Origin of the sequence: Streptomyces sioyaensis (assembly GCF_004122735.1) — a bacterium.
GTDB lineage: Bacteria > Actinomycetota > Actinomycetes > Streptomycetales > Streptomycetaceae > Streptomyces > Streptomyces sioyaensis.
In genome coordinates this window covers 38,580-52,811 of sequence record NZ_SDIF01000026.1, presented here as the reverse complement: position 1 = coordinate 52,811, position 14,232 = coordinate 38,580, and the positions used below count along the sequence as shown (strand labels likewise).

Sequence of the window (14,232 nt, the reverse complement as noted above, 5' to 3'; positions counted from 1 at the left end):
TTCGGCGTGCTCGTCACGGCTGCATTGCCTCGCGCCTGCGTGCGAGTATGGTGATCTTCGTTGCCCGGACCTGCCCCCATGTGACGATCTCCCAGAGGTGGGGGGCCTTGACGAACCGGACGCGGCGCGCAATTCTCGGGACGCGACGCAGAAGCGATCCAGGGTTCGAGGCATGGATCGCCGACGAAGAGGGAAGCATCGGTGTGCGCCACTGGCGCAGGGCTTTCGGCAGGCGCAGGGCATTGAGAAGAACAAACGAGGGCTTCCTCCGGTGCGGAGGACATGACCTCCCGGAGGGAGAAGATCGGTATCACGGTGCTGAACCGGTCTCCGGAAACTCGCTCTGGACATCAGTGGGCCGAGTGGCTACACTGACCCTTTGCGCTGCCTGTTAGCTGCTCCCTGCCCGTCACCAGGGGCATACCCGAGCCCGAGCAAAGCTGAAGAACCGCCCTGACCTGGGCTCTCCCTCAGTCTGTTCGGTTCGGGACCGGTACGCGCGTAGTGAGTCCGAGCCCTCGGAAGGACCCCCTCTTGGCCGCCTCGCGCAACGCCTCGACTGCCAATACGAACAACGGCGACAGCACCGCCCCGCTGCGCATCTCTTTTGCGAAGATCAAGGAGCCCCTCGGGGTTCCGAACCTCCTTGCGCTGCAGACCGAAAGCTTCGACTGGCTGCTCGGCAATGCCGCATGGAAGGGTCGCGTCGAGGCTGCGCTGGAGAGTGGGCAGGAAGTCCCCACCAAGTCCGGTCTGGAAGAGATCTTCGAAGAGATCTCCCCGATCGAGGACTTCTCCGGGTCGATGTCGCTGACGTTCCGCGACCACCGCTTCGAGCCCCCGAAGAACTCCATCGACGAGTGCAAGGAGCGCGACTTCACGTACGCCGCTCCGCTCTTCGTCACCGCGGAGTTCACGAACAACGAGACCGGCGAGATCAAGTCCCAGACGGTCTTCATGGGCGACTTCCCGCTCATGACCAACAAGGGAACCTTCTGCATCAACGGCACCGAGCGTGTCGTCGTCTCGCAGCTGGTCCGCTCGCCGGGCGTGTACTTCGACAGCTCCATCGACAAGACGTCCGACAAGGACATCTTCTCCGCCAAGATCATCCCGTCCCGGGGTGCCTGGCTGGAGATGGAGATCGACAAGCGCGACATGGTCGGTGTGCGCATCGACCGCAAGCGTAAGCAGTCCGTGACCGTCCTGCTCAAGGCGCTCGGGTGGACCACCGAGCAGATCCTCGAGGAGTTCGGCGAGTACGAGTCCATGCGCGCCACCCTGGAGAAGGACCACACCCAGGGTCAGGACGACGCGCTGCTCGACATCTACCGCAAGCTGCGCCCGGGCGAGCCGCCGACCCGTGAGGCCGCGCAGACGCTGCTCGAGAACCTCTACTTCAACCCCAAGCGCTACGACCTCGCGAAGGTCGGCCGCTACAAGGTGAACAAGAAGCTCGGTGGCGACGAGCCGCTCGACGCCGGTGTGCTGACCACCGATGACGTCATCGCCACGATCAAGTACCTGGTCAAGCTGCACGCCGGCGAGACCGAGACGATCGGCGAGAACGGCAACTCCATCGTTGTCGAGACCGACGACATCGACCACTTCGGCAACCGTCGTCTGCGCAACGTCGGCGAGCTCATCCAGAACCAGGTCCGTACGGGTCTGGCGCGTATGGAGCGCGTCGTGCGTGAGCGCATGACGACCCAGGACGTCGAGGCGATCACGCCGCAGACCCTGATCAACATCCGGCCGGTCGTCGCCTCCATCAAGGAGTTCTTCGGCACCAGCCAGCTGTCCCAGTTCATGGACCAGACCAACCCGCTGTCGGGTCTGACCCACAAGCGCCGTCTGTCGGCGCTGGGCCCGGGTGGTCTCTCCCGTGAGCGGGCCGGTCTGGACGTCCGTGACGTGCACCCCTCGCACTACGGCCGTATGTGCCCGATCGAGACCCCTGAAGGTCCCAACATCGGTCTGATCGGTTCGCTCGCGTCGTACGGCCGGGTCAACGTCTTCGGCTTCATCGAGACGCCGTACCGCAAGGTCGTCGACGGCCAGGTCACGGAGGAGGTGGACTACCTCACCGCTGACGAGGAGGACCGCTTCCTGATCGCCCAGGCCAACGCGAAGCTGACCGACGACATGCGCTTCGCCGAGCAGCGTGTCCTGGTCCGCCGGCGTGGCGGCGAGGTCGACCTGGTCCCCGCCGACGAGGTCGACTTCATGGACGTCTCGCCGCGCCAGATGGTGTCGGCCGCGACCGCCATGATCCCGTTCCTCGAGCACGACGACGCCAACCGCGCGCTCATGGGATCGAACATGATGCGCCAGGCCGTTCCGCTGATCAAGGCGGAGTCGCCGCTGGTCGGCACCGGCATGGAGTACCGCTGTGCGGTCGACGCCGGTGACGTCATCAAGGCGGAGAAGGACGGTGTGGTCCAGGAGGTCTCCGCGGACTACATCACCGTCGCCAACGACGACGGCACGTACACCACGTACCGCGTCGCCAAGTTCACCCGCTCCAACCAGGGCACCTCCTTCAACCAGAAGGTCGTCGTGGACGAGGGCGCGCGGGTCATCGAGGGCCAGGTCCTCGCCGACGGTCCGTCCACGGACGAAGGCGAGATGGCGCTCGGCAAGAACCTGCTCGTCGCGTTCATGCCGTGGGAGGGCCACAACTACGAGGACGCGATCATCCTGTCGCAGCGCCTCGTGCAGGACGACGTCCTCTCCTCGATCCACATCGAGGAGCACGAGGTCGACGCCCGTGACACCAAGCTCGGCCCCGAGGAGATCACCCGGGACATCCCGAACGTCTCCGAGGAGGTCCTCTCCGACCTCGACGAGCGCGGCATCATCCGGATCGGTGCCGAGGTCGTCGCCGGCGACATCCTCGTCGGCAAGGTCACGCCCAAGGGTGAGACCGAGCTGACCCCCGAGGAGCGCCTGCTCCGCGCGATCTTCGGTGAGAAGGCGCGCGAGGTGCGCGACACCTCGCTGAAGGTGCCGCACGGTGAGATCGGCAAGGTCATCGGCGTCCGCGTCTTCGACCGCGAAGAGGGCGACGAGCTGCCCCCGGGCGTGAACCAGCTGGTCCGCGTCTACGTCGCGCAGAAGCGCAAGATCACCGACGGCGACAAGCTCGCCGGCCGCCACGGCAACAAGGGCGTCATCTCGAAGATCCTGCCGGTCGAGGACATGCCGTTCCTGGAGGACGGCACCCCGGTCGACATCATCCTCAACCCGCTGGGTGTCCCGTCCCGAATGAACCCGGGTCAGGTCCTGGAGATCCACCTCGGCTGGCTCGCCAGCCAGGGCTGGAAGGTCGAGGGCTCCGACGAGTGGCAGCAGCGTCTGCAGGCGATCGGCGCCGACGACGTCGCGCCGCGCACCAACGTCGCGACCCCGGTCTTCGACGGTGCGCGCGAGGACGAGCTGGCGGGTCTGTTCGACTCGACGCTCCCCAACCGCGACGGCGAGCGGATGGTCAAGTCCTCCGGCAAGGCCCAGCTGTTCGACGGCCGCTCCGGTGAGCCGTTCCCGGACCCGATCTCGGTCGGGTACATGTACATCCTCAAGCTGCACCACCTGGTCGACGACAAGCTCCACGCGCGTTCGACCGGTCCGTACTCGATGATCACCCAGCAGCCGCTGGGTGGTAAGGCTCAGTTCGGTGGCCAGCGGTTCGGTGAGATGGAGGTGTGGGCGCTGGAGGCATACGGCGCCGCATACGCCCTCCAGGAGCTGCTGACGATCAAGTCCGACGACGTGACCGGCCGCGTGAAGGTCTACGAGGCCATCGTCAAGGGCGAGAACATCCCCGAGCCCGGCATTCCCGAGTCCTTCAAGGTGCTCATCAAGGAAATGCAGTCCCTGTGCCTCAACGTGGAGGTGCTGTCCTCGGACGGCATGTCCATCGAGATGCGCGACACCGACGAGGACGTCTTCCGCGCTGCGGAGGAGCTCGGCATCGACCTGTCCCGGCGCGAGCCGAGCAGCGTCGAAGAGGTCTGACGGGAGTTCGGCCGGGGAGCCAGCGATGGCTCCCCCGGCCGGCCCCAGGACCCCCGTTTCAGACCCCAAGACTTACAACCCTGAGAGGGATTGACGCATAGTGCTCGACGTCAACTTCTTCGATGAGCTCCGGATCGGTCTGGCTACCGCTGACGACATCCGTCAGTGGAGCCACGGCGAGGTCAAGAAGCCCGAGACCATCAACTACCGCACGCTCAAGCCCGAAAAGGACGGACTCTTCTGCGAGAAGATCTTCGGTCCGACCCGGGACTGGGAGTGCTACTGCGGTAAGTACAAGCGCGTCCGCTTCAAGGGCATCATCTGCGAGCGCTGCGGCGTCGAGGTCACTCGCGCCAAGGTGCGGCGTGAGCGGATGGGCCACATCGAGCTGGCCGCTCCCGTCACCCACATCTGGTACTTCAAGGGCGTGCCGAGCCGGCTGGGCTACCTGCTGGACCTCGCGCCCAAGGACCTCGAGAAGGTCATCTACTTCGCCGCCTACATGATCACGTGGGTGGACGAGGAGCGTCGTACGCGCGACCTGCCCTCGCTGGAGGCGCACGTCTCCGTCGAGCGCCAGCAGATCGAGCAGCGCCGCGACTCCGACCTGGAGGCCCGCGCCAAGAAGCTCGAGACCGACCTGGCCGAGCTGGAGGCCGAGGGCGCCAAGGCGGACGTCCGCCGCAAGGTGCGCGAGGGCGCCGAGCGTGAGATGAAGCAGCTGCGCGACCGTGCGCAGCGCGAGATCGACCGTCTCGACGAGGTCTGGAACCGCTTCAAGAACCTCAAGGTCCAGGACCTGGAGGGCGACGAGCTGCTCTACCGCGAGCTGCGGGACCGCTTCGGCACGTACTTCGACGGCTCGATGGGTGCCGCTGCCCTGCAGAAGCGCCTGGAGACCTTCGACCTCGACGAGGAGGCCGAGCGCCTCCGCGAGATCATCCGTACCGGCAAGGGCCAGAAGAAGACCCGTGCGCTCAAGCGCCTCAAGGTCGTCTCCGCCTTCCTGCAGACCCGCAACAGCCCCAAGGGCATGGTGCTGGACTGCATCCCGGTGATCCCGCCGGACCTGCGTCCGATGGTGCAGCTGGACGGTGGCCGCTTCGCGACCTCCGACCTGAACGACCTGTACCGCCGTGTGATCAACCGCAACAACCGCCTCAAGCGGCTTCTCGACCTCGGCGCGCCCGAGATCATCGTGAACAACGAGAAGCGGATGCTGCAGGAGGCCGTCGACGCGCTGTTCGACAACGGCCGCCGCGGTCGCCCGGTCACCGGTCCCGGTAACCGCCCGCTGAAGTCCCTCAGCGACATGCTGAAGGGTAAGCAGGGCCGCTTCCGTCAGAACCTGCTCGGTAAGCGAGTCGACTACTCGGCGCGTTCCGTCATCGTCGTCGGCCCGCAGCTCAAGCTGCACCAGTGCGGTCTGCCCAAGGCCATGGCGCTGGAGCTCTTCAAGCCGTTCGTGATGAAGCGCCTGGTGGACCTCAACCACGCGCAGAACATCAAGAGCGCGAAGCGCATGGTCGAGCGCGGCCGCACCGTGGTGTACGACGTCCTCGAAGAGGTCATCGCCGAGCACCCGGTGCTGCTGAACCGTGCACCCACCCTGCACCGTCTGGGCATCCAGGCCTTCGAGCCGCAGCTGGTCGAGGGCAAGGCCATTCAGATTCACCCGCTCGTCTGCACCGCGTTCAACGCGGACTTCGACGGTGACCAGATGGCCGTCCACCTCCCGCTGTCCGCGGAGGCCCAGGCCGAGGCCCGCATCCTGATGCTGTCCTCGAACAACATCCTCAAGCCGGCCGACGGCCGTCCGGTCACCATGCCGACCCAGGACATGGTGCTCGGCCTCTTCTTCCTCACCACGGATGAAGAGGAGCGCAAGGTCATCGGCGAGGGCCGGGCGTTCGGCTCGACCGCCGAGGCGATCATGGCGTTCGACGCCAAGGAGCTCTCGCTCCAGGCGAAGGTCGACATCCGCTTCCCGATCGGCACCGTCCCGCCCCGCGGCTGGACCCCGCCGGTTCCGGAGGAGGGCGAGCCCGAGTGGCAGCCCGGTGACAGCTTCCGGCTGCGGACGACCCTGGGCCGCGCGCTCTTCAACGAGCTGCTGCCCGAGGACTACCCGTTCGTCGACTACTCGGTGGGCAAGAAGCAGCTCTCCGCGATCGTCAACGACCTGGCCGAGCGCTACCCCAAGGTCATCGTGGCGGCGACGCTCGACAACCTGAAGGCGGCCGGCTTCCACTGGGCGACCCGTTCCGGCGTCACCGTCGCCGTCTCGGACATCGTCGTCCCGGAGGCCAAGAAGGCCATCGTCGCGGGCTACGAGGCCCAGGACGAGAAGGTCCAGAAGCAGTACGAGCGCGGTCTGATCACCAAGGACGAGCGCACTCAGGAACTGATCAACATCTGGACCAAGGCGACCAACGAGGTCGCCGAGGCGATGAACGAGAACTTCCCCAAGACGAACCCCATCTTCATGATGGTTGACTCGGGTGCCCGAGGAAACATGATGCAGATGCGGCAGATCGCCGGTATGCGTGGTCTGGTGTCGAACGCGAAGAACGAGACCATCCCGCGTCCGATTAAGGCATCGTTCCGCGAGGGTCTGTCCGTGCTGGAGTACTTCATCTCCACCCACGGTGCCCGTAAGGGTCTGGCGGACACCGCCCTTCGTACCGCCGACTCCGGTTACCTGACCCGTCGTCTGGTCGACGTCTCCCAGGACGTCATCATTCGCGAGGAGGACTGCGGCACCGAGCGTGGGCTCAAGCTGCGGATCGCCTCGAAGGGTGCGGACGGCGTCCTGCGCAAGGCGGACGACGTCGAGTCCAGCGTCTATGCACGGATGCTGGCCGAGGACGTCGTCGTCGACGGCAAGGTCGTCGCGCCGGCCAACGTGGACCTCGGTGACGTGCTCATCGACGCGCTGGTCAACGCGGGCGTCGAGGAGGTCAAGACCCGTTCGGTCCTGACCTGTGAGTCCGCGGTCGGCACCTGTGCCTTCTGCTACGGCCGTTCGCTGGCCACCGGCAAGCTGGTCGACATCGGTGAGGCGGTCGGCATCATCGCCGCCCAGTCCATCGGTGAGCCCGGCACCCAGCTGACGATGCGTACCTTCCACACCGGTGGTGTGGCCGGTGACGACATCACCCTGGGTCTGCCGCGTGTCGTCGAGCTCTTCGAGGCCCGTACGCCCAAGGGTGTCGCCCCGATCTCGGAGGCGGCCGGCCGCGTCCGGATCGAGGAGACCGAGAAGACCAAGAAGGTCATCGTCACCCCGGACGACGGCAGCGACGAGACCGCCTACGGCGTCTCCAAGCGTGCCCGTCTCCTGGTGGGCGAGGGCGACCACGTCACGGTCGGCCAGCCGCTGACCGTGGGTGCCGTCAACCCGCACGACGTGCTGCGGATCCTCGGCCAGCGTGCCGTCCAGGTCCACCTGGTCGGCGAGGTCCAGAAGGTCTACAACAGCCAGGGCGTGGCGATCCACGACAAGCACATCGAGATCATCATCCGGCAGATGCTGCGCCGTGTGACGATCATCGAGTCCGGCGACGCGGAGCTGCTGCCGGGCGAGCTGGTGGAGCGCACGAAGTTCGAGGGCGAGAACCGTCGGGTCGTGGCGGAAGGCGGCCACCCGGCCTCCGGCCGTCCGCAGCTGATGGGTATCACCAAGGCTTCGCTGGCGACGGAATCCTGGCTGTCGGCCGCCTCCTTCCAGGAGACGACCCGAGTCCTGACGGACGCGGCGATCAACGCCAAGTCCGACTCGCTCATCGGCCTCAAGGAGAACGTCATCATCGGTAAGCTCATCCCGGCCGGTACGGGCCTGTCCCGCTACCGCAACATCCGGGTCGAGCCCACCGAGGAGGCCAAGGCCGCGATGTACTCGGCCGTCGGTTACGACGACATCGACTACTCGCCCTTCGGCACCGGCTCCGGCCAGGCGGTCCCGCTGGAGGACTACGACTACGGTCCGTACAACCAGTAAGCCTGGTCCGTACGACAGCAACAGGGCGGCCATCCCTTACGGGGTGGCCGCCCTGCGGCGTGCGGGGCCGGAGTGTGGTCCCCGCGGTCGTGGGCCGCGCGGGGAACTTGTCCGCCCATCTCTGCGTCTCTGATGAGAAGATGGGGAGAACTGTCGAGCGGGGGGAGGTTCGCGAAGTGGCATTCCAGCCGTGGCAGGGTGGGCAGCCCGCTCAGCCGTCGAATCAGGTGCCTGTCATGCGTGCCTCGCACGCCGATCGTGAGCGGGCGGTCGATGTGCTCAAGGCAGGATTCGCCGAGGGGCGGCTGCAACAGCCGGAGTACGAGCAGCGGATCGCGCGGGCCTACCACGCACAGACCCATGCCGAACTGCAGATGCTGGTCGCGGATCTGCCGCAGGGACCGGTGCCGCAGGCGCAGTTCCTGCCGCAGCGGCCGGTGCCGGCGACGTTCATGCCGATGCAGATGCCGGCCCCGGTGTCGACGAACAGCTCGGCGACCGGCGCGCTGGTCTGCGGGATCATGACGCCGGTGACGTGGGGGCTGACGGCGATCCCGGCCGTGATCCTGGGGCACAAGGCGCGCGCCGAGATCCGCCGCACCGGCGAGCGCGGGGACGGACAGGCCCTCGCGGGGCTGGTGCTCGGCTGGCTGGGCATCGGTGGCTGGTCGCTGTTCTTCCTGCTGTCGATCCTCCTGGCCGTGTCCGGTCTCTAGGACCTGTCCGGGGGCTCGGGCGGGCCGCGCGGGGGCGGCAGCGGGGGCGCGGCGCCTTCTTCCGTACGGCCGTAGATCGCACTACGGTGGCCGCAACGCCGTGTGGAGTCCGGCGTGTCCTTCGCGTGTGCATTTGTTTTGACCGCAGCCAATGCGGTAGGTACGCTCTGACCTTGTGCCTGGGGTGTCCCTGGGCTGCCGTGCGCGCAATCTCCCGAGCTTTCGGCCGGGAGTGCCCTCAGTACGGAAGCCAGGTTTTGACACCGCAATCTGCCGCCACGCTCGTTCCAGCGAGGGATCGGACTGCAGTATTCGACACACCCGACCGCGTGGGTCGGGGAAGTTCCAGGTTAGCTTTACCGAGACTGGCACACAGAAACCGGAGAAACGGTGCCTACGATCCAGCAGCTGGTCCGCAAGGGCCGGCAGGACAAGGTCGAGAAGAACAAGACGCCCGCGCTCGAGGGTTCCCCCCAGCGCCGTGGCGTCTGCACGCGTGTTTTCACGACCACCCCGAAGAAGCCGAACTCGGCCCTGCGTAAGGTCGCGCGTGTGCGTCTGACCAGCGGGATCGAGGTCACCGCTTACATTCCGGGTGAGGGCCACAACCTGCAGGAGCACTCGATCGTGCTCGTGCGTGGTGGTCGTGTGAAGGACCTGCCGGGTGTTCGGTACAAGATCATCCGCGGCTCCCTCGACACGCAGGGCGTCAAGAACCGCAAGCAGGCTCGCAGCCGCTACGGCGCCAAGAAGGAGAAGTAAGAATGCCTCGTAAGGGCCCCGCCCCGAAGCGCCCGGTCATCATCGACCCGGTCTACGGTTCTCCTCTGGTGACCTCCCTCATCAACAAGGTGCTGCTGAACGGCAAGCGCTCCACCGCTGAGCGCATCGTCTACGGCGCCATGGAGGGTCTGCGCGAGAAGACCGGTAACGACCCGGTCATCACGCTCAAGCGCGCGCTCGAGAACATCAAGCCGACCCTTGAGGTCAAGTCCCGCCGCGTCGGTGGCGCGACCTACCAGGTCCCGGTCGAGGTCAAGCCCGGCCGTGCCGCCACCCTCTCGCTCCGCTGGCTCGTGGGCTACTCCCGCGCCCGCCGCGAGAAGACCATGACCGAGCGCCTCATGAACGAACTGCTCGACGCCTCCAACGGCCTCGGCGCTTCGGTCAAGAAGCGTGAGGACACGCACAAGATGGCCGAGTCCAACAAGGCCTTCGCGCACTACCGCTGGTAGTCGCAACCCACATCGAGACCGAGAGAAGATTGAGCCACTATGGCCACCACTTCGCTTGACCTGGCCAAGGTCCGCAATATCGGGATCATGGCCCACATCGACGCGGGCAAGACGACCACCACCGAGCGGATCCTGTTCTACACCGGTGTTTCGTACAAGATCGGTGAGGTCCACGACGGCGCTGCCACGATGGACTGGATGGAGCAGGAGCAGGAGCGCGGCATCACCATCACGTCTGCCGCGACGACCTGCCACTGGCCGCTGGAAGACGTCGACAACACCATCAACATCATCGACACCCCGGGCCACGTCGACTTCACGGTCGAGGTGGAGCGCTCGCTGCGCGTCCTGGACGGTGCGGTGACGGTGTTCGACGGCGTCGCCGGTGTCGAGCCGCAGTCCGAGACCGTCTGGCGCCAGGCGGACCGCTACGGCGTGCCGCGTATCTGCTTCGTCAACAAGCTCGACCGTACGGGTGCCGAGTTCCACCGCTGCGTCGACATGATCACGGACCGCCTGGGTGCGACCCCGATCGTGATGCAGCTGCCGATCGGCACCGAGATGGACTTCAAGGGCGTCGTCGACCTCGTGACGATGAAGGCCCTGGTCTGGTCGGCCGAGGCCGCCAAGGGCGAGATGTACGACACCGTCGACATCCCGGACACCCACATCGAGGCGGCCGACGAGTGGCGCGGCAAGCTGCTCGAGGCCGTTGCCGAGAACGATGAAGAGGTCATGGAGCTGTACCTGGAGGGCCAGGAGCCCACCGAGGAGCAGCTCTACGCGGCGATCCGCCGGATCACCATCGCTTCGGGCAAGGCCGAGAACACCACCGTCACCCCGGTGTTCTGCGGTACCGCGTTCAAGAACAAGGGTGTGCAGCCGCTGCTCGACGCGGTCGTGCGCTACCTCCCCTCCCCGTTGGACGTCGAGGCCATTGAGGGCCACGCGGTCAACGACCCGGAAGAGGTCATCAAGCGCAAGCCGTCCGAGGACGAGCCGCTTTCCGCCCTGGCGTTCAAGATTGCGAGCGACCCCCACCTGGGCAAGCTCACCTTCATCCGGGTGTACTCGGGCCGCCTTGAGGCCGGCTCGCAGGTGCAGAACTCGGTGAAGGGCAAGAAGGAGCGCATCGGCAAGATCTACCGGATGCACGCGAACAAGCGTGAGGAGATCGAGTCGGTGGGTGCCGGTGACATCGTCGCCGTCATGGGTCTGAAGCAGACCACCACCGGTGAGACCCTCTGTGACTCCGCCAACCAGGTCATCCTGGAGTCGATGGAGTTCCCGGCCCCGGTCATCCAGGTCGCCATTGAGCCCAAGTCCAAGGGCGACCAGGAGAAGCTGGGCGTCGCGATCCAGCGTCTCGCCGAAGAGGACCCCTCGTTCCAGGTGCACACCGACGAGGAGACCGGCCAGACCATCATCGCGGGTATGGGCGAGCTGCACCTCGACGTGCTGGTCGACCGTATGAAGCGCGAGTTCCGGGTTGAGGCCAACGTCGGCAAGCCGCAGGTCGCCTACCGCGAGACCCTGCGCAAGCCGGTCGAGCGTCTCGACTACACGCACAAGAAGCAGACTGGTGGTTCCGGCCAGTTCGCGAAGGTGCAGATCGCGATCGCGCCGCTCGAGGGCGACGGGTACGAGTTCGAGAACAAGGTCACCGGTGGCCGCATCCCGCGGGAGTACATCCCGTCCGTGGACGCGGGCTGCCAGGAGGCCATGGAGTTCGGTGTTCTCGCCGGCTACCCGCTGACCGGTGTCAAGGTCACGCTCCTCGACGGTGCGTTCCACGAGGTCGACTCGTCCGAGATGGCCTTCAAGATCGCCGGTTCGATGGCCTTCAAGGAGGCCGCCCGCAAGGCCTCCCCGGCCCTGCTCGAGCCGATGATGAAGGTCGAGGTCACCACGCCCGAGGACTACATGGGCGACGTGATCGGCGACATCAACTCCCGCCGTGGTCTGATCCAGTCCATGGAGGACCGCAGTGGCGCCAAGCTCGTCGTGGGCCTGGTTCCGCTCTCGGAGATGTTCGGCTACGTCGGAGACCTCCGCAGCAAGACGTCGGGTCGCGCAAGCTACTCGATGCAGTTCGACTCCTACGCCGAGGTTCCCCGGAACGTCGCCGAGGAGATCATCGCGAAGGCCAAGGGCGAGTAAGTCCCGTCTCCCGAGAGTCGGAACACGCTTTAGGCTTGACACCGTCTGACGGGGTAATCCCCGCAACCGTGAGGTTTGCCCCGTCAGCCGGCACCCCAGCAAAGATCACCTGGCGCCGATGAGTAAGGCGTACAGAACCACTCCACAGGAGGACCCCAGTGGCGAAGGCGAAGTTCGAGCGGACTAAGCCGCACGTCAACATCGGCACCATCGGTCACATTGACCACGGTAAGACGACCCTCACGGCCGCCATTACCAAGGTGCTGCACGACGCGTACCCGGACCTGAACGAGGCCTCGGCCTTCGACCAGATCGACAAGGCTCCTGAGGAGCGCCAGCGCGGTATCACCATCTCCATCGCGCACGTCGAGTACCAGACGGAGAACCGTCACTACGCCCACGTCGACTGCCCCGGTCACGCGGACTACATCAAGAACATGATCACGGGTGCGGCGCAGATGGACGGCGCCATCCTCGTGGTCGCCGCGACCGACGGCCCGATGCCGCAGACCAAGGAGCACGTGCTCCTGGCCCGCCAGGTCGGCGTTCCGTACATCGTTGTCGCCCTGAACAAGGCCGACATGGTGGACGACGAGGAGATCCTGGAGCTCGTCGAGCTCGAGGTCCGTGAGCTCCTCTCCGAGTACGAGTTCCCCGGCGACGACGTTCCGGTCGTCAAGGTCTCGGCGCTCAAGGCGCTCGAGGGCGACAAGGAGTGGGGCGACTCCGTCCTCAAGCTCATGGCCGCCGTCGACGAGTCGATCCCGCAGCCCGAGCGCGACGTCGACAAGCCGTTCCTGATGCCGATCGAGGACGTCTTCACGATCACCGGCCGTGGCACCGTTGTCACCGGTCGTATCGAGCGTGGTGTCCTCAAGGTCAACGAGACCGTCGACATCATCGGCATCAAGACCGAGAAGACCACCACCACGGTCACCGGCATCGAGATGTTCCGGAAGCTCCTCGACGAGGGCCAGGCCGGTGAGAACGTCGGTCTGCTCCTCCGCGGCATCAAGCGCGAGGACGTCGAGCGCGGCCAGGTCATCATCAAGCCGGGTTCGGTCACGCCGCACACCTCCTTCGAGGCCCAGGCGTACATCCTGTCGAAGGACGAGGGTGGCCGTCACACCCCGTTCTTCAACAACTACCGCCCGCAGTTCTACTTCCGTACCACGGACGTGACCGGCGTCGTGACCCTCCCCGAGGGCACCGAGATGGTCATGCCGGGCGACAACACCGAGATGTCGGTCGAGCTGATCCAGCCGGTCGCCATGGAGGAGGGCCTGAAGTTCGCCATCCGTGAGGGTGGCCGGACCGTCGGCGCCGGCCAGGTCACCAAGATCACGAAGTAATTTCGCTGATCCGGTTGATCCGGTTGTAGCTCCCCGGAGCTCACAAGGAGCCCCGTCCACCATCAGGTGGGCGGGGCTCCTTGACAGTTGGGGTCCGATTGGCCTTGGGCATGCCGGGTATGGCACACTGTCCAGGTTGCTCGGTTGAGTGCCGATGCTGCGCGCCTCCCGCCGGGAGGACCGGAAGCGAGTCCCAGGTATTCGTCGTCCCTTCTCAGGGTCGGAAATACGGGAATCTTCCGGGAAGCGTCAGCGGGGTGCCTCGGCCAGGCGCCCGGTGGGTGTTCTTCCCCTGCCTCTCCTTCTTGAAGGATCTCCCCTGCGGAGATTTACGAGAAGGGGCGCGACACGCCCGACCGCGTGGGTCGGAGAAGAACGCGAACCTCCCGGGTCCCAGAGCGTTACGAGAGACAGGACTACGAAGTAGCCATGGCGGGACAGAAGATCCGCATCCGGCTCAAGGCCTACGACCACGAGGTCATCGACTCCTCGGCGAAGAAGATCGTCGAGACGGTGACCCGCACTGGTGCGTCGGTCGCGGGCCCGGTGCCGCTGCCCACTGAAAAGAACGTGTACTGCGTCATCAAGTCGCCGCACAAGTACAAGGACTCGCGCGAGCACTTCGAGATGCGCACGCACAAGCGCCTGATCGACATCCTCGACCCGACGCCCAAGACCGTTGACTCGCTGATGCGCCTGGACCTTCCGGCCGGCGTTGACATCGAGATCAAGCTCTGAGAGGCGCGGAAGAG

General features: G+C 65.8%; 8 protein-coding genes. All 8 read left to right on the top strand.

The genetic code is table 11. From position 1 onward, the window contains the following. Positions 1-534 precede the first annotated feature (534 nt). The 8 genes from rpoB (at position 535) to rpsJ (ending at position 14,218) form a co-directional block, all read left to right on the top strand. Entirely contained in the window at positions 535-4,017 is a 3,483-nt protein-coding gene (gene rpoB / locus EST54_RS12375) for a DNA-directed RNA polymerase subunit beta (RefSeq protein ID WP_129247651.1), read from the top strand. A gap of 100 nt (positions 4,018-4,117) precedes the next feature. Continuing rightward, positions 4,118-8,017 carry a DNA-directed RNA polymerase subunit beta' gene (locus EST54_RS12370; protein WP_129247650.1) on the top strand — a complete coding sequence of 1,300 codons (3,900 nt, stop codon included), beginning with the start codon at positions 4,118-4,120 and terminating at the stop codon, positions 8,015-8,017. Positions 8,018-8,253: 236 nt separating this feature from the next. Further along, on the top strand, positions 8,254-8,733 hold the full coding sequence (locus tag EST54_RS12365; protein ID WP_129247649.1) for a DUF1707 and DUF4190 domain-containing protein: 480 nt from the start codon (positions 8,254-8,256) through the stop codon (positions 8,731-8,733). 390 nt (positions 8,734-9,123) lie between these two features. Next, complete coding sequence (gene rpsL, locus EST54_RS12360; RefSeq protein ID WP_003948652.1) at positions 9,124-9,495, top strand: 30S ribosomal protein S12; 372 nt, start codon at positions 9,124-9,126, stop codon at positions 9,493-9,495. A 2-nt stretch (positions 9,496-9,497) separates the two neighbouring features. Further along, complete coding sequence (gene rpsG, locus EST54_RS12355) at positions 9,498-9,968, top strand: 30S ribosomal protein S7 (RefSeq protein ID WP_004571813.1); 471 nt, start codon at positions 9,498-9,500, stop codon at positions 9,966-9,968. Positions 9,969-10,007: 39 nt separating this feature from the next. Then, on the top strand, positions 10,008-12,128 hold the full coding sequence (fusA, locus tag EST54_RS12350; RefSeq protein ID WP_129247648.1) for an elongation factor G: 2,121 nt from the start codon (positions 10,008-10,010) through the stop codon (positions 12,126-12,128). Positions 12,129-12,286: 158 nt separating this feature from the next. Then, positions 12,287-13,480: an elongation factor Tu gene (tuf, locus tag EST54_RS12345; protein WP_129247647.1), complete on the top strand. Its 1,194-nt coding sequence runs from the start codon at positions 12,287-12,289 to the stop codon at positions 13,478-13,480. A gap of 429 nt (positions 13,481-13,909) precedes the next feature. After that, positions 13,910-14,218, top strand: a complete 309-nt coding sequence (rpsJ, locus tag EST54_RS12340; RefSeq protein ID WP_003948644.1) for a 30S ribosomal protein S10 — start codon at positions 13,910-13,912, stop codon at positions 14,216-14,218. Positions 14,219-14,232 lie beyond the last annotated feature (14 nt).

Coding starts and splice junctions, on each gene's coding strand:
- EST54_RS12365 (WP_129247649.1), top strand. CDS start 8,254: ATGCGTGCCTCGCACGCCGATCGTGAGCGGGCGGTCGATGTGCTCAAG.
- rpsG (WP_004571813.1), top strand. CDS start 9,498: ATGCCTCGTAAGGGCCCCGCCCCGAAGCGCCCGGTCATCATCGACCCG.
- fusA (WP_129247648.1), top strand. CDS start 10,008: ATGGCCACCACTTCGCTTGACCTGGCCAAGGTCCGCAATATCGGGATC.
- rpsJ (WP_003948644.1), top strand. CDS start 13,910: ATGGCGGGACAGAAGATCCGCATCCGGCTCAAGGCCTACGACCACGAG.